The sequence below is a fragment of the Bacteroides clarus YIT 12056 genome (genome assembly GCF_900129655.1).
In the GTDB taxonomy this organism is placed as follows: domain Bacteria; phylum Bacteroidota; class Bacteroidia; order Bacteroidales; family Bacteroidaceae; genus Bacteroides; species Bacteroides clarus.
This window is the reverse complement of sequence record NZ_FQWK01000001.1, coordinates 357,238-379,501: the sequence shown is the minus strand read 5'-3', so window position 1 is coordinate 379,501 and position 22,264 is coordinate 357,238. Positions and strand designations below refer to the sequence as shown.

At 40.4% G+C, this 22,264-nt stretch carries 12 protein-coding genes; 3 read left to right on the top strand and 9 right to left on the bottom strand.

Going from position 1 to position 22,264, the window contains the following annotated elements:
• Positions 1-54: 54 nt before the first annotated feature.
• Positions 55-1,956, bottom strand: a complete 1,902-nt coding sequence (gene mutA / locus BUB52_RS01440; RefSeq protein WP_009123126.1) for a methylmalonyl-CoA mutase small subunit — start codon at positions 1,954-1,956, stop codon at positions 55-57.
• A gap of 22 nt (positions 1,957-1,978) precedes the next feature.
• Between mutA and BUB52_RS01435 the strand changes: the two genes are divergently transcribed.
• Positions 1,979-2,203, top strand: a complete 225-nt coding sequence (locus tag BUB52_RS01435; protein ID WP_009123125.1) for a hypothetical protein — start codon at positions 1,979-1,981, stop codon at positions 2,201-2,203.
• A 21-nt stretch (positions 2,204-2,224) separates the two neighbouring features.
• On the top strand, positions 2,225-3,886 hold the full coding sequence (locus BUB52_RS01430; RefSeq protein WP_009123124.1) for a putative transporter: 1,662 nt from the start codon (positions 2,225-2,227) through the stop codon (positions 3,884-3,886).
• A 160-nt stretch (positions 3,887-4,046) separates the two neighbouring features.
• On the opposite strand, the gene BUB52_RS01425 is transcribed toward BUB52_RS01430, so the two are convergent.
• From BUB52_RS01425 to BUB52_RS01390, 8 genes are all read right to left on the bottom strand, one after another.
• Entirely contained in the window at positions 4,047-4,676 is a 630-nt protein-coding gene (locus BUB52_RS01425) for a cytidylate kinase-like family protein (RefSeq protein ID WP_009123123.1), read from the bottom strand.
• 82 nt (positions 4,677-4,758) lie between these two features.
• Entirely contained in the window at positions 4,759-6,363 is a 1,605-nt protein-coding gene (locus tag BUB52_RS01420; protein ID WP_039951095.1) for a sulfatase family protein, read from the bottom strand.
• A gap of 39 nt (positions 6,364-6,402) precedes the next feature.
• Positions 6,403-8,016, bottom strand: coding sequence for a sulfatase (locus BUB52_RS01415; protein ID WP_009123121.1), 1,614 nt, complete (start codon positions 8,014-8,016; stop codon positions 6,403-6,405).
• Between the two features lie 80 nt (positions 8,017-8,096).
• On the bottom strand, positions 8,097-8,879 hold the full coding sequence (locus BUB52_RS01410) for an SGNH/GDSL hydrolase family protein (protein ID WP_009123120.1): 783 nt from the start codon (positions 8,877-8,879) through the stop codon (positions 8,097-8,099).
• A gap of 127 nt (positions 8,880-9,006) precedes the next feature.
• Positions 9,007-10,659 carry a RagB/SusD family nutrient uptake outer membrane protein gene (locus BUB52_RS01405; protein WP_039951093.1) on the bottom strand — a complete coding sequence of 551 codons (1,653 nt, stop codon included), beginning with the start codon at positions 10,657-10,659 and terminating at the stop codon, positions 9,007-9,009.
• 26 nt (positions 10,660-10,685) lie between these two features.
• A complete protein-coding gene (locus tag BUB52_RS01400) occupies positions 10,686-13,874 on the bottom strand; it encodes a SusC/RagA family TonB-linked outer membrane protein (RefSeq protein WP_009123118.1) in 3,189 nt (1,062 codons plus the stop codon).
• 193 nt (positions 13,875-14,067) lie between these two features.
• Entirely contained in the window at positions 14,068-18,111 is a 4,044-nt protein-coding gene (locus tag BUB52_RS01395; RefSeq protein WP_009123116.1) for a two-component regulator propeller domain-containing protein, read from the bottom strand.
• 40 nt (positions 18,112-18,151) lie between these two features.
• On the bottom strand, positions 18,152-20,053 hold the full coding sequence (locus BUB52_RS01390; RefSeq protein ID WP_009123115.1) for an ulvan lysase-like protein: 1,902 nt from the start codon (positions 20,051-20,053) through the stop codon (positions 18,152-18,154).
• Between the two features lie 236 nt (positions 20,054-20,289).
• On the opposite strand from BUB52_RS01390, the gene BUB52_RS01385 reads away from it, so the two are divergent.
• Positions 20,290-22,257: a sulfatase family protein gene (locus tag BUB52_RS01385; RefSeq protein ID WP_009123114.1), complete on the top strand. Its 1,968-nt coding sequence runs from the start codon at positions 20,290-20,292 to the stop codon at positions 22,255-22,257.
• The last annotated feature ends 7 nt before the right edge of the window (positions 22,258-22,264 follow it).

Here is a 22,264-nt window from a genome sequence, read left to right as displayed (position 1 = left end):
AATGAAGAATTACCATGCGGAATAAATGCTCAGCCTATTCTTCATTTTTCATTCTTAATTCTTGATTAATATCTTGTTGAATTCCTTTAATGTTTCCAGAACGTTGACACGAACATGGATAAAGTTCTCGATGCCTGCCGCTTTCAGCTCGTCCATGCAGGCAGGAGCACCGGCAACAATGAACATAGCGCGACCATTCAAAGCTTTGAAAGCAGGAACGGCATATTCCGCATATTCATCATCGCTCGAACAGAGAACCACAATATCGGCTTTAGCTTCCATCGCTGCTTCCACACCCTCCTCTACGGTCGGGAAACCGAGGTTGTCAACAACTTCATATCCGGCGCAAGCCAGGAAGTTACAAGAATATTGAGCACGTGCCTGGCGCATTGCCAAGTTACCGATAGTCAGCATAAACGCCTTAGGACGCTTGCCCGAAGCTTCCGTTTCCAGACGCAATGCTTCAAATTCGCTGGCGGCACGGTCGAAGTTCAGTGAAGGAACATCCTTTTCGCAAGTGCTGTGTCCGCCACAGCAACAAGAGGCTTCCAAAGGTTTCTTGTCGCCCGCCTTTTCGTTGAAGTTCGGGAACTGGTTAGTACCCAACAACGCTTCCTTACGCTTGGCAACAGCCGCATGACGAACCGTATTGCTTTCGTTCACGGCTGCCTGTACCTTACCGGATTTTACAGAGGCATAGAAACCGCTCTCTTCTTCCACTGCAAGGAACAGTTCCCAAGCTTGCTTGGCAATAGCCACGGTCAAGTTCTCGATGTAATAAGAACCGGCAGCAGGGTCAATCACCTTGTCAAAGTGAGATTCCTCTTTCAACAGCAACTGTTGGTTACGCGCCAGACGTTCCGAGAATTCATCGGGAGCGGCATACGTCTTATCGAACGGAACCACTGTCATAGAGTCAACGCCCGCAAGAGCAGCGCTCATAGCCTCAGTCTGCGTACGCAACAAATTTACATGTGCATCGAACAAAGTGAGGTTGAAAGTCGAGGTTTCCGCATGTATTCTCATTTTGGCAGCACAGCGGCATTCATTGTGTTCGCCTTTGTTTTCGCAATCGCGCAGACATTCCGGATTATAAGAAGCTACGATATTGGCCCACAACATACGGGCTGCACGGAATTTTGCGATTTCAAGGAAATAATTGGAACTGATACCGAAATTAAACTTAATCTTCTTGGCTACCAGAGCTGCCGGCAGTCCGGCATCGGTCAGTTGGTTCATGTATTCATTACCCCAAGCCAACGCATAGCCCAATTCCTGATAGATATATGCACCCGCATTGTTGAGTGTCAGCGCATTTACATTCAGCACGCGATATTTCGGAAGAACGGAAGTAGCTTCAATCAAGGCTTTGGCAGTAGCTACCATATCACCTTTCTCTTTACCCTTAGCCAGCATCTTGTTGAAATAATCATAGTTGATAGAACCCTGCAACTTCGTAAGGTCATAGTCTTTCTTTTGGAAATAAGCGACCAAAAGTTCCGCCAACTCCACCACATGTCCCTGGCAGGTAGAGAAGTTCAATTCCACACATTCCGCGCAGATGTCTTTCAGCAAAGTCTCGATATACTCCGCACTCAGTTCTTTGGCTTTCACGTGGAAAGAGAGTGAATCGATGCCCTTATTCAGGATATCCAATGCCTTGGCATTGGCTTCTTTAGGACATTCCACCTTTATTTCCTGGCGAACGAACCACTCATTGTTGTTTTTCTTTGTACCTCTAAGGTACGGGAACTCACCGGGAAGAGCATTTGTGGTCTTCAAACCTTCGAGGTCTTCCATGCGATAGAAAGGTTTCACTTTGAATCCTTCATTCGTCCTCCAAACGAGCTTTTTCTCAAAGTCCGCACCTTTTAAGTCTGCGGTTACTTTCTCCATCCACTGTTCCGTAGAAACCGGAGAAAAGTCCGAGAAGAGTTTTTCTTTACTGTCTGCCATAGTTTATTTAAAATTAAAATAGATGAATAGTATTCATTTTGTCATCAAGAGACTTGCAAATATAAGGAAATACTTAAAACAAAAAGGCTTTTTAGAGAAAATTGCACTTACTGATAGCACTATGTTCATCCTTATTCAAGACATATTCCCCGCATACCCCATGCTTTTGCAAAGTTGGTATTACAAAAAGAAAGGCAAACCTTTTGTTACCTCCCCTTTATTAAGTAATTTTGCGCAAAATTTTTAAAGCAATATATAATAAGGTACTATGAACTGGTTAGAAAGTCTTCTTTGGGACCCGACATCCGTTGCGCATATCGTCTGCTTATACGCATTCGTTATATCCGTAGGGGTACTGTTGGGCAAGATTAAAGTTTTCGGAGTATCGCTGGGAGTGACGTTTGTACTCTTTACCGGTATTCTGATGGGGCATTTCGGATTTACAGGTGAAACACACATTTTGCATTTCATCCGAGAATTCGGTTTGATTTTATTTGTATTCTGTATCGGTCTGCAAGTGGGGCCGTCGTTCTTCTCCTCTTTCAAGAAAGGGGGTATGACGCTAAACATGCTTGCCGTAGGCATTGTGGCACTGAATATCGTTGTCGCATTGAGTATTTACTTCATTGACGGTAATATAGACCTTCCGATGATAGTAGGTATTCTGTACGGTGCCGTGACCAATACTCCCGGTTTGGGTGCCGCCCAAGAAGCGCTGAACCAGCTGAACTATACAGGTGATCCTATTGCATTGGGATATGCTTGCGCCTATCCGCTCGGCGTAGTGGGTATCATCGGTGCTATTATCGCCGTGCGTTATATCTGCCGCATCAATCTGAAAAAGGAAGAAGAGCAACTCAATACGCAAGAAACCGATATGAAACACATGCCGCATATGCTGCATCTGGAAGTGCGTAATGAAGCTATCGACGGTAAAAAGCTGATTCAGGTGAAAGACTTCCTGGGACGTTCTTTCGTATGCTCCCGCATTCGTCACGAAGGGCATGTCAGCATCCCGAACCAAGACACGGAATTCCACATCGGTGACCAGTTGTTCATCGTATGTTCCGAGGAGGATGCTGAAGCCGTAACAGCCTTTATCGGTAAGGAAATCCAAGTAGACTGGGAGAAGCAGGATACTCCCATGGTTTCACGCCGTATCTTGGTTACCAAGTCGGAAATCAACGGAAAGAAACTGGGAAGCATGCACTTCCGCAGTATGTACGGTGTAAACGTAACACGTATCAACCGTTCGGGTATGGACTTATTTGCCGATCCTAATCTGGTGCTCCAAGTGGGTGACCGCGTAATGGTTGTAGGGCAACAAGATGCCGTAGAGCGTGTAGCCGGCGTATTGGGTAATCAGCTGAAACGTCTGGATACGCCGAATATCGTTACAATTTTCGTAGGTATATTCCTGGGTATCTTATTGGGCAGCCTGCCTATTGCATTCCCCGGCATGCCAACTCCGGTGAAATTAGGTCTGGCAGGCGGTCCGCTGGTAGTGGCCATCCTTATCGGACGCTTCGGACACAAACTTCATCTTGTAACATATACCACCATGAGCGCCAACTTAATGCTGCGTGAGATAGGTATCGTACTGTTCCTTGCCAGCGTGGGAATAGAGGCGGGAGAGCATTTTGTACAAACAGTAGTGGAAGGAAGCGGTTTATCTTATGTGGGTTATGGTTTCCTGATTACCACCATTCCGTTACTGATAATCGGCATTATTGCCCGACTTTATTGCAAGGTCAATTACTTCACGTTAATGGGTCTGATTGCCGGCAGTAATACCGATCCGCCCGCACTGGCATATTCCAATCAGGCATCGGGTAACGATGCGCCGTCAGTAGGTTACTCTACGGTTTATCCGTTAACGATGTTCCTGCGTATTCTGGCGGGACAAATGATATTGCTGGCAATGATGTAAAGATTAGTTCAAGGAGTGCTTTCAAGCTATAAATAAAATCGGGGAGAAATTTACTATAATTATAGTAAATTTCTCCCCGATTTTATTTATAATGATTATTGAGCTTATTCAGAGGGCTTTTTTATGTGATGATATATTCCCACTCCAACGAACTCGCAAACTACAGTTTCAGTTTCTTCCTTATGAACTCTTCTATATAGCTGACCGTTTCGTCAATACCCAATACGGATGAATCAATACAAAGATGATAGGTAGCAGCCGCTCCCCAAGTCTTATAACTATAATAGTTATAATATTCCGCACGCCGCTTATCCGCTTTATTCATTTTCTCCTCTGCCGCGTTCTCCGAAATAGAATGCAGACGGCATAAACGGACTATCCGATCTTCGCGCGATGCAGAAATAAAGATATTGACACAACGCGGATTATCCCGCAAAATGTAATCGGCGCAACGCCCTACGAACAAACAGGACTTCTCGGAAGCAAGCTTCCGTATCACATCACTTTGCACCTTAAACAATGCATCGTTGCTCAAGCAATTGGTTGCAGGCATGGCTCCGTCACTTATGAACGGAAAACGCATACCAAACAAACCACCTATAATTCCCTGTGAAGCCTTTTCATCCGCTTTCTCAAAGAATTCCCTGCACAATCCGCTTTCTTCGGAAGCAAGGTTAATCAGTTCCTTATCATAAAAATCAATGCCCAAGCGAACAGCCAGCTTCTCTCCGATTTCTCGTCCGCCACTACCCAACTGGCGACCTATATTTACTACAAATTTATTGTCCATAGATATATTTTATGAATGATTGGTAGCAAATATAAGTATTCTCCTGTTAAATATCAAGTTCGGGCAAAGAATCCTCTACTTTTCACCGATTCTCCATAAAACGCCTGTCACCTTTAAACAATTCCGTTATCCTCTCATCAGGGTCATTGTCCTTATATTGTTCCTGCACTTCTTTCAGTAACAGCATAAGTTCGGCTTGTTTAGCAGTATATTCAGGATTACCGTATAGATTATTCAACTCGTGCGGATCATTCTGCATATCATACATTTCCCATTCATCCACATCATTATAGAAATGAATCAATTTAAAATCAGTCGTACGAATACCATAATGGCGTTTCACCGAATGTTCGGCAGGGTATTCATAATAATGGTAATAAGCTGCCTTCCGCCAATCAGCTGGCGCATTCCCCTCATTGGTAAGAACCGGTTTCAAAGATTCTCCCTGAATATCATCCGGAATTTCTACTCCTGCAAAATCCAGGAATGTAGGAGCAAAGTCTATGTTCATAGCTATCGCATTCGATGTGCTTCCCGCCTTGATTGCTTTGGGATATCGGACAATCATCGGCATACGCTGACACTCTTCATACATGAAACGCTTGTCAAACCAGCCATGCTCTCCTAAAAAGAAACCCTGGTCGGAAGTATAGACAATGATTGTGTTATCTAATTCGCCCGTCTTTTCCAAATAATTGAGTAACCGTCCGATATTCTCGTCCACAGCAACTACGGTAGCCAAATAATCGCGCATGTATTGCTGATATTTCCAGCTGATTAACGCATTGCCTTTTAGGTTTCCGTTACGATACTCCGAAATGCGTTGCGCATAGACAGAATCCCATTTGTCCTGTACGGCAGCCGGCATACGCTTATATACCTGATAAAGACGGTTGGTAGTGTCTTTCAGCATTTCCTCACGGGTCAGCAACTTCAAATCCCAGTCATCAGTCAACGTATGCTCAATCGACATATCTTGTTCTTTGGCGGCACGTCCTCTGCCTTCGTATGTATCGAAAAGCGTGCCGGGTTCCGGGAATGTGGTGTTGTTGAACATCCCCAAATGACGGGGCGCCGGCATCCAATTGCGATGGGGAGCTTTTTGATGATACATCATGCAGAAAGGCTTACTCTTGTCCCGATGTTCCAAATACTCGATCGCTTTATCGGTAACTATGTCGGTCACGTAACCTTGCTCCACCACATGCTTACCGTTTTCAATAAAGTCGGGATTATAATAATCGCCCTGCTCATGCTGTCCGCTCAGAATACACCAGTAATCGAACCCTTGCGGTTCGGTTATCAGATGCCACTTACCAATCACTGATGTCTGATAACCTGCTGCCTGCAATAGTTTCGGGAAGGTTTGCTGACTTCCATCGAAAGTACTCGCATTATCAGTAAAGCCATTCATGTGGCTGAACTTACCCGTGAGAATACAAGCGCGCGAGGGACCTGACAGCGCATTGACTGCATAGCAGTTATCCATACGGATACCCTCATTGGCTATCCTATCCATATTCGGAGTTTGGATAAGACGACCGCCATAACATGACATCGCCTGTGTGGTATGGTCGTCCGTCATCATAAAGATAATGTTAGGACGACTTACCTCCTTCTTTGGGGAAGTACAAGCCGAGAACCCGAGGGCGGTAAGGGGCAATAGTGTATATGATAGTCGATTCATAACAACAACATTGTAAAACAATTAACTATTTATTTTCCTCTATTTATCCATTTGCTTTGAGAAAAAATCCATCATCATATCTTTTAATTTTTCTTTAATTTTAAGGTATTCTTTATCTGTGACAACATTGATCGTCTCCAATGGATCCTTTTGATAATCATAAAGTTCTTCCGCATATATTTTTCCGTCATTAAAAGATTGTCTAGTAGTAAAATCATGAGCCCACACAGTATAACGATATCCTTCTGTACGCAAAGAATACCCCATTATTGTTGTGCTGGTATATCCTCGCCTATCAGCCTCTTCTTTTGTAAATTTACGCGGATACTGACTAACAGCATAATTACGAATCCTACTCTTTTTGTTTTCCATTGCCGGAACTAAACTCTTCCCATCAATATCTGAAGGTATACCAATACCCGCTAAGTCACACAATGTGGGATATATATCAACAAATTCCGCAAAAGTATCCGCATTACCTGATGACATTCCCGGTGCAGCTATTATTAATGGCACTTTTGTCGCATTCTCAAAGTTCGTATGCTTATTCCACAAATCATGATCGCCCAAATGCCAACCATGGTCCCCCCATAAAACAATAATTGTATTGTGAAGTGTACCAAGAGAATCTAATGTATCAAGTAATTCCCCCACTTGTGTATCCAAATAAGAAATACATGCATAATATCCATGTATCAATTCTTTCTGCTTTTCTAAAGCCAAACCTGTATGCAAAGATTGATCTGTAAATATACAGAATTCAGGAATATCAGTATATTTTTTCAATTCACCACAACGATGATATGCAAGTTCAGGGCTGCCTTTTGCATGTGCTTGAAATTCAGCAATAGGCATAGATTTCCTATCATATAAATCCCAATATTTTTTAGGTGCAACAAAAGGTAAATGAGGTTTATGATAGCCAACAGCCAAAAAAAATGGTTTTCCTTTCTTTGTCAATGTTTGCAATTGCTGCTTTGCTTTTAAAGTTACAGCTCCATCTACATAAGCATTATCCGGTACATCAAGACACTCTACCGAAGGTTTTATATGAGATAATATATATCTTGCTGCTTCCGCATCTTTCAGACCTTTCTTTTTAGCTTCCATCCCATACTTCTCAACCAACAATTTTGTATCAGGATGTTGATAATATCCTAAAGCAGGATAACCATATGCCTCTGCTAAACATTCCTCCGCTTCTGTATGAGGAATGCTCCATGAATACTCACCATCTTCTTTAATAACATTCGTCGGATGAAAAATCTTACCTATGGCAGTTGTCACATATCCTTTATCCTTAAAATATCCTGGTAAAGTAACTACATTAGGATTGATATCACGAATTTTTGTTATCAAATCATAAACCTGTGTTTTATCCGGACGTAAACCAGTTAACACACTAGCTCGAGTAGCACCGGAAATAGCTTGTTGACAATAAGTATTTTGGAAAACAGTACCCAAAGTAGCTAAACGATCTATATTGGGAGTTTTTATCAGAGGAGCACCGTAGCATCCCAAAATAGGTTTCAAATCATCAACTGCAATAAATAATATATTAGGTTTCTCCTGCTGTTCTTCACGTTGTACACTATAGTCTGAAGATGAGAATGCAGACAACAATAAAGCAATATTTAATGTAGTAGCCATCATAACAATCTAAATTTAGGTAGTTCTATTCTAAGTACTCAATCTGATAATCTACAAGGGTTCTCACACACTATATACGCATTTCACCTATTGATATTCAACAGTCTCAAATTACTTAATACCATCTTCTGTGCCGTTTGTTGTATATACTCAGCTTGTTCTACTTGTAAGCCTTTTATATAGGAAGTTTGGTAAGGTTTCTGAAACATTGTAGAGAAAATTACATTAGCAGCCAAATAAGTACCAAGAGGCGAAGGATGTGTTCTGTCTTGCCAATATAAAACATAATCCGGACGTTCTCTACGCACTTGTTGCCACACCATTCCTACAGGAGCACACCATGCATTATTTTGGTAAGTCATTTCTAGATAGCTCGTTTTTAAACGTTCTTGCATCCCTATGTATGTATCTATAATGGGATAATCAGCAATTGGTGACAGACATCCATCTTTATGTCCCCATGTCATATAAAAAATGACATGGACTTCAGGACTATTAATATGTACCAAGCTATCCAAAATTCGCGCATAGGGATACGTTTCCTGTGCAACAACTTTAGTTGGCTTAGCCGGCGCTTCGCTATGTTCTTGAAGTATTACAAAATCCCATCTACCCTTTTTTATTATTTCTATTTCTTCCTGTTTCTGTAAATGCTTTTTAAAAGAATATCCTCCTCTAATACAAGCCTGATATGATAGTTTTATCTTCTGGGTAGCAGCAATTTTCTGTATATCATCCGGTAACTTATTAAAATGAGTATAACTATTACCTATAAACAAGACCCGGATCGAATCATTTATATTTTGTGCCTTAACAGTACAAATATTGATAACTATACACAATAGTATAAAGAAAAGTTTTCCCATAAGATTAGTTAATAATAATGTATATAAATAATTATAGGGTGACAAAAAACAGCCTTATGATAGTACATTTTGTTTTCGCCACCCTATACTATTTAAAACAGAGTTTATATTGCTAATATAGACTTAATCAATATTTAGGATTTTGTACCAAACTTCCTTTGGTCTCCCGAATCTCATAAGCAGGAATAGGATATAACTCATGTTTACCCGCTTCAAAATATTTACCTGCTGCCCAAACATAAGATTTCAATGTCCCATCAGCAACAGCCGCATTAAATTTCACCGCAAAATCATCAAGAGTATCAGCTAATTTATTCCAACGGATTAAGTCATAACGGCGAAAACCTTCAAAACACAACTCTCTTGCACGTTCAACAAATAAATAATCCTGTACGCTTTTCTGATCAGGAAAATCTGCTGCTGTAAAATCGATTTCAGAGTTTGCCGTAGTAGGGGCATATCCATATGCTCTTCTACGAACCTGATTCAGGCATTCTATTCCCAATTGATCCAATTGACCATCTACCTCATTAACAGCTTCTGCATACATTAAAAGCACATCTGAATATCGTAAAAGTATAAAATTAATATCCATATTTTCCAAGTCTTTCGGAGGACCAGGAATCCAATTTCTACGCCATTTTCCAGGAGCCCATGTATAGCTTTCATTACGTGGTATTTCAATAACCTTGTCATTAGCATCTATTTTAAAGGTAGCGATCGCTGTCTCCCTACGAATATCTCCTACCTCATAAAGATCATAAGCAAAATGAGTGGTCTTAATAAAGGAGTTACCCAAACCATAAGAAGAATTACGATTTATCTCAGGAGAATTATAAGAACCAATTTTACTACTATGGTCATCTTCTCCTGAAGGATTATAGAACTGTACCTCATACATAACTTCACTGGGTTCCATTACATTCTCACAAATATTTTTAAACACCTTCTCATAGCTGGCATTCAAAGAATGACGATGCGAATTAATTAATTCCGCACAGATTTCCTTCACTTTCTTATAATATTCCAAATAGTTATCAGGACGTTCCATTCTACCATTTTGATGTAGTGAATAACCGGCTCGAAACAAATACGCCCGTGCAAGTAATCCCATTGCGGCCCCTTTAGTTGGACGTCCCTCGTACGAGCTAACTTCATTATACCAAGGCAAATCAGCAACGGCAGCTTCCATATCATCTACAATCTGCTGATATACTTCTTCTCTATCTGTACGAGTTACAGCAAAATTCTCAGTCTTATCAGAAGCTGTCAATTTAAAAGGAACATCTCCCCACATACGTACCAAATCAAAATAACAGATACCTCGTAATAATCTTGCTTCTGCAATCAAGCGTTTAAAGGTTGCCTGTGATGTTTCATCTGGTAAATCTACACGATCTTTATTTGCCATAATACGATTTACACGGTCTATTCCTGTATAATAGTATCCCCACGCTTCCTCAAGCCAGTTATGAGATGTATAGATATTATAATGACCTAAGTCACGAGCTGTATGGCCTGTACCGGAACCTTTTATATGGCTCAAATCTGTATCACAGTCATTTACTAACATAAAATGTCCATATGTCATTTTTTGACTTAATACTTCATAAGCACCATTCACTGCTAATTCTAATTCCGACACATCTTTATAAAAGTCTTGTTCATCATAAAAATCATATGGTTTTTCCGCAAGGAAATCTTCACAAGAAGTAAAGAGTAGTACCGACCAGAAAATAACCATAGATATACTAATTAATCTCTTATATAATGTTTTCATAATTTTATAAGTATATAATTTTAAATTTAGAAAGTAATATTTGCTCCAAATACAACTGAAATAGCAGAAGGATAAGCACCCCAATCAATACCAGGAGTTAGTCCATTATTAGCACATGTATTGACTTCAGGATCATATCCAGAATATTTAGTCCATGTATAAAGATTATATCCTGTTGCATAAAAACGTATATTAGAAAGCTTTATTTTTCTGACTAGCTCTTTTGGAAGGGTATATCCCAAAGATATATTGTTAATCTTAAGGAACGATCCATCTTCGACATATCCGGAATGGAAATAAAGACTAGAACTACCTTCAACTGATACGTAATTATGTCCTTTATTGACAGCAGCAAGCTGTGTGGGGTCATTCAAAATATATTCACCTTTATCATTGATCACAGTGAAACGACTCATCGCCTCATCTTTCAATGTATTTCTCCAACGGTTATTAAACTTAGTATAGTACATTTTATTTGCTCCATAGATTTTATTTCCAATGGAGAAATTCAAAAACACACTCAAATCGAAACCTTTCCATGTAAAAGTATTGGTTAAACCACCATAAATTTTCGGATTTGCATTACCTATAACAGTCCTATCATCTTCCGTTATTTCCTTATTACCATCCACATCTTCAAACTTCCAATATCCTGGTTTTGGATAAAAATTCTTATCATAAGGTATTCCTTCTTTTACAATATACTTTTGTTGGGCTGCATCATATGTAAAATCATCTACTGTGTAAATACCCTTCAAACGATAACCATACATCTGCCCTAATGGTTGCCCTACTCGAATCATATAGTCACCCTTATTGAATTCAGATGTCTGAGCCCAATTAGACATTAATTCCATATAGTCCGTATTATACAATGCTTTTACTTTATTCTTGTTATGTGACAAGTTTAAATTAGTACTCCATGTAAAGTCTTTTGTTTGTATATTATGAGTGGTAATAGCAACCTCAATACCTTTATTATTTGTTTTTCCTGCATTAATCATCATCGACTTATATCCAGAAAGTAATGGTACAGGTGCATCCAATAACAGATTCTTCGTTTCAATATTATATAAATCCACACTCAATTGAACACGTTGATTCAAGAATCCCATATCAATACCTAAATTGGCTGTAACATTTGTTTCCCATTGTAAATCAGGATTATACAATTGTTTACTCACAAAACCTGATGCGGTACTTGTACCATTATAAGGAATCCATACCGACCCCATCTTTGATAGGCTCAAATAATTATCAATTTTATTATTACCAGCAGTACCATAGCTTAATCTAAGCTTCAAATTAGAAAAGACACCCAACTGTTTGATAAACTCTTCTTCCGATGCTCTCCATGCAAATGAGGCAGCAGGAAATACTCCCCACTTATGATTTGATCCAAACTTACTGGAAGCATCTGCACGTAGTGAAGCTGCAAAAAGATACTTTTCTTTGAAATTATAATTGGCACGCATAAAATAAGATAACATTTTATCGCTTTCAAGACGTGTAACAACTTTGTCAGGACTTGCTCCTAAAGACATATCAGCCAAACCAAAATTAACTTTCTCAAATTGGCGAGCACCCGACCTCAGGTAATCAGTTTTATACTCTATAAACTCTTGTCCGCCAACCAATGTCAAATGATGCTCTGGAGTAAATGACTTATCATAGGTAAGTACATTGTTATACATGAAACTTTGTTGTTCTTCTAACTCTTTCCAACCATAAGGAGCTCCAGCATTTTTTGCTTGTTTTGACCTTTCTGAATAGAATACATCCTCATTAATTGTACGTTTACGAACTCCCACAGTACCACGATATGACAAATCTTTCGTTATTTTTATTTGTACATCCCCATTAATGGAAAGAATACGATTACGCTTCTCGATCTGTTCACTTTCGATAGAAGCAATCGGACTTTGCATCTGACTGGCACCTTCCAGCATTAATACAGGGTCATCATCATCAATTAATAATTGTGCATCATTTCCACTCTTACCAATAGTCGGCCTGTATTGAATTACATGCTGCATACGACTATATGAACCACCTTCCTGAAGACTACCTAATCCAGTAGTTTTCTCATCAATATAGCTAACATTTGTTGAAAAATTAAGCCATGAAACGGGCTCCTGATGAAGTTTCAATCGGAAATTATCTCTTTTTAAACCACTACCATACCATATACCTTTATCATCATTGCGAGTATATGTAACCATATATTGTGATGTTTTACTTCCACCACTAATCGTGAATTTATGCTGCTGAGTAGTTGCGGAATGGTTCTCAAAAACTTCTTTTTGCCAATCTATTCCTTTTCGGTTACCATATAATCCATTAAATTCATCCCAAGTACCATAAGTAGGAATTGTATAATCACGCATAATATCAGGTTGATCGATAGCACGTTCATACTCCAACTTTACAAAATCATCTACAGCAAGTAAATCATATTTCTTATTTACTTTCTTGAATCCAACATACATGTCATAACTGATATTAAACTTATCAGCTTTACCACCCTTTGTAGTAACTAAAATTACTCCATTAGCACCCCGGGCACCATAAATAGCAGTAGAAGAAGCATCTTTTAAAATATCGATAGACTCAATATCACTAGACTCAATTCCTTTTAAACCGTCTTCACTAGGAAATCCATCAATTATATACAGAGGTTCATTACTCTGGGTAATAGAAGTACCTCCGCGCACTTTTATTGAGACATCCGCATCCGGTGAACCCTGAGAGCGAATTACTTGCACACCAGCCACTTTACCACTCAAAGCTTGAGTTACATCTGAAATGGGAACAGCTGCCAGTTCTTTAGAGCTCACAGAAGACACAGAGCCTGTTAAATCTTTTTTCTTAACGGTAGCATAACCAATCGTTACCACTTCATCCAACATAACAGCATCTGCTTCCAAAGTAACATTAATAACGCTCTGCCCATTAACCTTTACCTCTTTGGATGTCATACCTACATAAGAAAACACCAAAACATCTTTTGATGCGTTATTAACTTTCAAAGAATAGTTACCATCTACATTAGTAACAGTTCCTACACCGGCAGCCCCTTTCAAAGTGACACTACCACCAATAACTTCATATCCCTCACTGTCAACAACTTTACCAGTAACTACTATACTTTGTGCATACGTAGCCATAGTGACAAAAGCGAGGATACCCACAATCACTCCTTTAATTTTGTGCATAATCAAATAATCTAAGGTTTAACAATCAGAATAAATTCTTCAAAAGCAAACATACGACATGATTCTAAAAAAGATTAAAAATAATGTTTTGTATTTCTACACTTTTTTACAAATCAAATATCAATATTGTCTATTAAGTAATATTTTTGTGCAAAACACACTTTATACACGCTCTGCACAGTGATTAACAAAGTCAATTATTTTTGCCATATTCAGTTGGAAGACATCCAATATACTTTTTAAAACGGGCAGCAAAATAAGAAGGTGTATTATATCCCACCATAAAACTAATTTCAGAGACCGTATACTTCCCTTCTTTAAGTAATTGACAAGCACGATTAAACCGTATTCTATGAATAAAATCAATAGCAGATTTACCAGTTATTGCTTTCAATTTTAAATGAAGATTAGACCGACTCATATTCATCTCGCTGGCAAATTGTTCCGTAGAGAATTCTACATTACTCATATTTTTCTCAACGATAGCAATAGCCTTTTTCAAGACCTCTTCATCCATTACATTATTCGTAATCTTTTCCGGCTCTATCTCCAGCGTTTTGGAATAGCGTTCAAAAATACGATAACGAGTACGCAACATATTTAAAATCTTAGCTACCAGAACCTCCATTGAAAACGGCTTAGGAATATAATCGTCTGCTCCTACTTGCAATCCCTTTAATTGATATTTAATATCTACTTTTGCAGATAACAAGTACACAGGAATATGACAGGTTCTCAAATTCTGCTTTATTAATTTACAAAGTTTGACTCCATCCATTATAGGCATCATAACATCCGAAAGAATTAGATCCACATCATTGTCTTTCAACAGCTCTAATGCTTTCTGTCCGTTCTCCGCTTCTATTAAATTAAATTGGACAGATAAACCATTGGACAAATATTGACGTAATTCCTCATTATCTTCTACAATAAGAATCGTTCCATGTTTACCACTTTCTTCTCTCTCACTAGAATCCAGTTCTACGATTTCCGTATCATCCACATACACATCATGCGCATTCGTTGAATAAACACGTTGTTCTTCCGGTTCTCTACTACCTCCCAATAACTCTTCAGTACTATATGCCGATTTATCTTGAGGAATATAAATCGAAAAAGTAGACCCTTTTCCAACTTCACTTACTAATGTAATTTGTCCATGATGCAATTCAACCAAACGTTGAACCAAAGATAGGCCAATACCACTTCCCTCATGTCCATTCTCCATTTGATAAAAACGTTCAAATATCTTCTGCTGTTTATCATCAGGTATACCTACCCCTGTATCTATAACCTGCAAAACAATATACTTATTCTCTCTATACAATTTAACAGAAATACTTTCACCTTCTTCTGTATATTTAAAAGCATTAGATAATAAGTTGTTAATAATTAAATCTAAATAAGTACCGTCAAACAATACTTCATCATCTTGTAATTCTGAATAGAAATTATAATCTATATCTTTCCGTTTTGCCAAACTCTCATAGTTCAAAAAGTTACTTAACACCCTTTTGTATGCATTGGCATATATGGGCTTTAACTCAAAAATGCCCAATTCAGCCCGCCGATAATCCATTAATTGATTTACTAAATGTAGTAACCTTTTCGTATTCCGTTGAATATATAACAGCTTTTCACGTTCCCAATGTCCGGCAACACCGCTAAGAAGCTCTTGTAAAGGGGCTACAATTAAGGTTAACGGAGTTCGAAGTTCGTGCGAGATATTAATATAAAAACGAATTTTCATTTGACTGATTTCCTCACGTCTTTCTTTATCTAATCTCTCCATACGAATTTCTGTTTGCATACTTTTACGTAACCAAAAAAAACGAAAGACAGCTAATATCAATAAAACAAAAGACAAAACAAAAACAGAAAGAGCCCACCAAGTACAATACCAAACCGGAAGTACCTTAATGTGAAGGGCCGCCATCTCTTTACTCCACTTGCCATCATTATTTGCGGCTTTTAACAGAAATATGTAATCTCCTGCAGGCAGATTAGAGTATGATACCGGGCTGATATCACTTTGTCTATACCACTCTTTGTCATACCCCTCTAATTTATAAGCAAAAGTATTATGTTTACCTGCTATATAATTAGAAACGACAAATGAAATAGAAAAAGAGTTTTGAAAAGATCTCAGTGTTATAGAATCTACACTTTCTATATTCTCTTTAAGGATTCCTGTTTCATCATTTGGCAGAACCTCCTTATTGAATACAAAGAGCTTATTAATAACAGGCTTAGGGGTATACGGATTGTCTATTAACGTCTCTGGACGGAATGAGGTTATTCCATTTATTCCACCAAATAACATATGTCCGTTACTGACGCGACAATAGGCTCCAGCATTAAACTGGTTGCTTTGCAAACCATCAACTATCGTAAAGTTACGCAATTTTCGACTATCCGGATTAAAACAGCTCAGACCTTGATTAGTACTTATCCACAAGCGTCCATAACTATCCTCCAAAATCCCATAAATAACATTACTCGGCAAACCGTTATCTGTTGTATATTGCAGCGGCTCTTTATTTCCTTCTCGTAAGACAAAAAGTCCATTGCGAGTACCAACCCATATATAACCGGATGAAGATTCATAGATACAATTCACAAAAGACTGTTGCAATACTGAAGTTATATGAAAATCAGTATTAGTCAACAAAGATGTATCCAATTGATTATATACAGAAAGCCCCATTTCACCACCAACCCAAATACGTCTTTTAGAATCTCGAAACAATAAACGGTTATATTTTTGAATAGGATTTCCCTTTATATCTTTATTTATAATAATTGATTTTTTCCGAGTAATATCAAAATAAAAAAAACACTCTAATGAAACTATCCAAAGCCCGTCACTCTCATCTGATATAATGGAGTAAATATTATTACTTGGTAAATCGCTATTTTGCTGATTATAAAACTCTTTCTTTCCAGTTCTACGATGCAACACCATCATTCCACCAGCATGTGCACCTACATATACTTTGTCAGCCAATTCATCTACATATACAGTTTTAATATCTTTAAAAGGAACACCTGCAGATGTATCCGAATTAAATAAATAATTCCTATAAGATCCGGTCGCATTATCATAAAAATTCAAACCACCATCACTAGTACCAATCCATAAATTATTTCTTTTATCTTCCACAATGCAACTAACAACATTATCACTAAGCGAATTAAAAAAGGGAATATGTTTTATCTGTTGAAAACGATTACATAAAGGATGATAATAGTTCAACCCGCCCCAATATGTCCCCAGCCACATACCACCTTGTGAATCTCTGAATATACAACGTACGGAATTTTGAGACAAAGTTCCAATTTGAGACATCGAGCTTTCTATTAAAGAGAAACAGTCTTGTCCTTCTTTATATATATTCAATCCGCTATAAGTCCCTACCCATAAACGATTTTCTTGATCTAAAGCAAGTGAGCGTACATAATTGGAACTCAAACCAGATGTTTTATCTTCGTAACAATAGTTCTTTAACTTTTTAGCCTTTAAATCATACATATATAGACCGCTTCCTTCGGTCGCTATCCATATTCTATTAAACATCTGGCATAAAATTCCATGTATCCGTGCCTTAATTGGTAGCTCTACTAACTTTTTCAACGATCCATCTCGTAAAAAATAGGTATATACCCCACTCTCTGTACCGATATAAACACAGTCCCCCTGCCTGACTAATGCAGAAGGTTTCAGCAGATGCAAAGCGGTAGACAGAGTATCACTCATGAAATGTCCGCCTTTCACATCAAAAAGCAAGATACCCTCCGCTGTTCCAATCATCAGCCAGTCCTTCTGTAAAGGCACAATATTCATGACAGCCACATTTTGTCCCCTTTTCTTATAATAGAAATTAGAGAACTCATTCTGACGACGGTTATAAAGCGACAAGCCGTCCCGTGTTCCTATCCAGATACGATTATCGTCATCGATAACAACGCAACGGGTAATATCATTCGCTATACTCTTGGGATTCTTGTATTGATGACGATAGACCGTAAAATTATAACCGTCGTATTTATTAAGGCCGTCATAGGTGGCAAACCATAAATTACCTTCTTTATCCTGATTAATTCCAAATATTGTACTATGCGACAGTCCATCTTCCAAACCTATATGCGTGAAACGCATTCCATCGATTTCATCGGCAAACCCGATACCGGTAAATAACATTCCACATAGCATTAGTAAAAGTCGAAATATCTTCATATATTATATTATTAATACAAGGCAAAGAAACAAAAATATATTAATTATATATGATTTTAACTATTATTTTTTTACTTGGGCTTTCAGGGAATACTTGCAGGGGAATAAAAGAAAAACCCGGTACAGGATTAAATATACGCCCGTCCGCATCAGTCGGAGCCACCTTCAAATGACCATTTACACAGGAGATTTCCAAGGTCCCGTTCTCTTTTCGGATACGCATATTCTTAGAGCCAACCTCGGTAACATCCGAAGGTGAAGCGATTACCGGCAAAACCATATATGCGGAATAAGGACAATGGTCCATCTTTATGGTTACCCCCTGTTTAGAATAAATATAGTCCATACTCACCGGTATCGAACCTTGGATAGGAGTTTGCTGGTCAATATCTACCAAATGCGTATTAACATGGAAATTATGCGTATCTTTTTCTTTAGTATACGTAATATCCGTATCCAAGTCATCGAGATTGCTGTAATTTGTTCCGTATTGCACCATTTCGACCCGAGGAGTTCCGCTCATTAGATACTTCCGGCTATTACTCTGCATATTAGGCGCTTCTATCAATGTATACTGATTCATTGTAGCAGCGAATACAGGACCTGCTTGCGCATGCCATAACAATGAGACGGCTCCTCCCATAGGATGAGTTCCTTTTACTTTATATTCAGCATCATAACCCGTAAATGTAGCTCTCCACGGACCTTCCGCAACCAGCCATGTACGAATATCCCGGAAGAATTTCACGCCATATTCCGCGTCGCGCGGCAACGTTTTGTTCGGTGTGGCTTTAACAGGCGGCAACTCCAGAAACGCGGTCAGAGCTTTCGCATGTCCGAAGGTGTGATGAATACAAGCCGGAATCCCCGAAGCGCGATAATCCCGACCGGCATGAAGCAGTCCGTCAACCGTTGATTTTCTCAACAATCGCACGTTACGGCGGATAGCTTCCAGATATTCGGGATGGCGGTCTGCCAATGCATAATAGCCCCCCATAAAACCATCACTCGTACGTCCGCCCCAATACGTCCACTTGAAGCTACGCGTACCCCAGCTGTTATCCCACGCTCCGTCGGGTAGCATAAATTCCAGATGGGTATTCATCGAACGTTCCACGATAGCCAACAACTCCTGATTATCCGCCATAAGCGCATAATAGGCCAGATTAGGCAATGATTCTTCTATGTTATAGCCCAAATCGACAGGAAGGCAACCGTTTTTTGTAGGGCTCCAAATCTTAGGTCCTTCACCATATAAGAAACAATCATTCTCCGTGAAGAAGTTTTTCAAGTCCGAGGCTACTATCCGGGCTTCTTCCTGAAAATCAGGACGGTTAAACATTCCACCAAGGGCTTGCAGGGCATAAGTAACCGAAGCTGAATAATTCACATTATTCAAACGTTTCATTTTTCCCTGCATACGACGGCTGTACATTTGAGGATTTTTCATCATGAATTCACCGGCTTCCAATAATTGTTGCTTCCAGTGATTCCGGGTAGAGTCATCCAGCAAATGTCCATGATAGTGCAACGCCTCATACAAAGCGATAGCGGCAAAGACGGTTGTACCGCTCCAGTCCGATACGTGCACGTCATTCATCCATGAGCCGTCCGGACGATGCACATTTTCCATCCAGGCCATTAAACGCTTGGCCGCAATCAAATATTTATCATTGCCGGTCTTATCCGCCAGATACATCAAAGGCAGCACGGCGTCACCTATCCGTCCGTGAATACGGGCACACGCAGGGCACAGAATACCTCCGTCAAGCGCCGGATTCAGCTCCGCGCATTGATAAGTCAGCAGAGTATCCACCCACTCCACCAACAAATTTTCCGCTTCATTACGTAAATCACTGTCTGAAAAAACGATATTTTCGGCACGTACCTGTCCGGATAAAGACAGCACATAAAGCAGTGCTGCAAAGAACACATTTCTCATACTATTAACATTAAGATTTATTTTTCAAAAGTAAAGCTTTCGGCTAATATTCGGCCATTCTTTTATCCAATACCCCGCAACATCTGTCCAGAACCAGCCGCAATATTGTTCAAATCCCGCTAAATTTGTCGAAAATTAGCCGATAGAAACAATATTGACAGCATTTTGTACACAAAAAAGCGTGTATTCCCCTTGAATGTCCTACCTTAGCGACTGTTAATAAAAACTGATATAGCATGAAAAACTTACCTCTATTAATGTGTACTGCTTTCTGCGGGTTGCATACGGCCCAGGCGGACGCAGCAGACAACAAAAAAAACGAAAGGCCCAATATCCTTTGGCTCACCTTCGAAGATACCAGCGCTTACGAGTTCGGTTGTTACGGCAACAAGGATGTACACACCCCCAATGCGGACAGTCTGGCTGCTCACGGCATACAATTCATGAACGCGTGGTCGGTGGCTCCGCAAAGCTCTGCTGCACGCTCGTCGCTTATTACGGGTTGCTACTCCTCGACCTACGGCATGGATGTCCATCCTGTTTCATACGATACTCCGGCAAACATCTTCTTCCCGCAATGGCTGCGTGAGGCCGGATATTACTGCACCAACAACAGCAAGACACACTACAACTCCACCACGGATAACAAAAGCTGCTGGGACGAATGTACCACGAAAGCCTCCTACAACAGTCCGCAGCGCGGCAAAGACCAGCCGTTCTTTGCCGTATACAACACGGTAACCTCCCACATGGGACGCGTCCGCACTTTCCACACCGACGGCCGAAGAGATTATACCACAGAAGGCATTTATCCCGAACTGCTCACCCTGCCCTCCTACGTGCCCGACCTGCCCGAAGTGCGTTCCGACTATGCCGGCCATCTGGAAGCCGTACAGGATGTAGACACATGGCTGGGTTTCTTCCTGAAAGACTTAAAGGAAAAAGGATTGGATGACAACACGATAATCTTCTTCTTCAGTGACCATGGCGGTTGCGTTCCACGCGGCAAAGGCTACTTGTATGAAAGCGGTTTGGAAGTGCCTATGATAGCCTATTTCCCGCCCAAATGGCAACACCTGGCAGGAGAAAAAGCATCCGGAAAAGAATATTCTTTGGTCAACTTCACAGACTTAGGACCTACCGTACTCAGCCTTGCAGGCGTAAAACCGCCCAAGCACATGCAGGGAAAGGCATTATTCGGGAAGTACGCATCCGATGAAAAGCGTGAAATCCAATTCGCATTAGCGGCCAACCAACTGCACCACTTCATGCCGGTACGCGCCGCGACCGACGGACGTTTTAAATACATCCGCAGCTACATCCCTTACCGTCAGTTCGCCCTGCGCAATTACTACCAATGGGGAATGCCGTCCAATAAGGCATGGGACAAACTGGTCTTGGGAGGACACAACACCAACCCCGACTGGGCGCAGACCTTCAACGCCCATCCCGCCGAAATGCTGTTCGACCTCGAGAAAGACCCGGGTGAATTGCACAACCTGTCCGACTCTCCCGAATACGCAGAAGTATTGGTGAAGATGCGCACAGCACTCTCCGACCACATCCGCGCCACCAAAGACCTGGGCTTCTTCATGCCTACCTCTCGCGAGAATGTGGTATTATATGATAAAGTACGCAAAGAGAAATATCCTTTGGACGAACTGTACAATCTTGTAGAATTAGCAGGTACAGCCCATGCGGGCGATGCTCCCGTGTTCGAGAAAGCGTTATCCAGCCAATATCCCGAAATGCGCTATTGGGCGTCCGTCGGTCTGGCGCAACTCGGAGCCAAAGGAGAGCTAAAAACCTGCCCCGCACCCCTGCTTGCCTTACTGAATGACGCAGATCCCTACATAGCCTGTGAAGCCGCCTATGCCGCCGCTTATCTGGGAGAAACCGCCAAAGGCATCGAACGCCTGAACAATCCGGCAAAAGAAGCCGACCGGAAAATCGGTTATTCCCTGTTAGAATGCCTCTCTCTGGATAAGGCCATGCAACCCGCCATCCGCGTTCATCTGGCAGACCTGAAAGACAAAGCCGAAACGCTTCCGCGCAAAGCGAACGAAGATGCCGGCCTCATGGCGCGCGGTATCCTGGTCAATCTCGGTGAAATGGATATAAAGAACCTTCATGGTCCGGAGTCCTACCAATTAGGCCTGAAGCTGAATCACGGACGCAGACCCATGGTGCCGCTTCCAAACTGATGAGCCG

Excerpts from the sequence above, each read along its gene's own strand:
- mutA (WP_009123126.1), bottom strand. The coding sequence starts at position 1,956 with ATGGCAGACAGTAAAGAAAAACTCTTCTCGGACTTTTCTCCGGTTTCT.
- BUB52_RS01435 (WP_009123125.1), top strand. The coding sequence starts at position 1,979 with ATGAATAGTATTCATTTTGTCATCAAGAGACTTGCAAATATAAGGAAA.
- BUB52_RS01430 (WP_009123124.1), top strand. The coding sequence starts at position 2,225 with ATGAACTGGTTAGAAAGTCTTCTTTGGGACCCGACATCCGTTGCGCAT.
- BUB52_RS01425 (WP_009123123.1), bottom strand. The coding sequence starts at position 4,676 with ATGGACAATAAATTTGTAGTAAATATAGGTCGCCAGTTGGGTAGTGGC.
- BUB52_RS01420 (WP_039951095.1), bottom strand. The coding sequence starts at position 6,363 with ATGAATCGACTATCATATACACTATTGCCCCTTACCGCCCTCGGGTTC.
- BUB52_RS01415 (WP_009123121.1), bottom strand. The coding sequence starts at position 8,016 with ATGATGGCTACTACATTAAATATTGCTTTATTGTTGTCTGCATTCTCA.
- BUB52_RS01410 (WP_009123120.1), bottom strand. The coding sequence starts at position 8,879 with ATGGGAAAACTTTTCTTTATACTATTGTGTATAGTTATCAATATTTGT.
- BUB52_RS01405 (WP_039951093.1), bottom strand. The coding sequence starts at position 10,659 with ATGAAAACATTATATAAGAGATTAATTAGTATATCTATGGTTATTTTC.
- BUB52_RS01400 (WP_009123118.1), bottom strand. The coding sequence starts at position 13,874 with ATGCACAAAATTAAAGGAGTGATTGTGGGTATCCTCGCTTTTGTCACT.
- BUB52_RS01395 (WP_009123116.1), bottom strand. The coding sequence starts at position 18,111 with ATGAAGATATTTCGACTTTTACTAATGCTATGTGGAATGTTATTTACC.
- BUB52_RS01390 (WP_009123115.1), bottom strand. The coding sequence starts at position 20,053 with ATGAGAAATGTGTTCTTTGCAGCACTGCTTTATGTGCTGTCTTTATCC.
- BUB52_RS01385 (WP_009123114.1), top strand. The coding sequence starts at position 20,290 with ATGAAAAACTTACCTCTATTAATGTGTACTGCTTTCTGCGGGTTGCAT.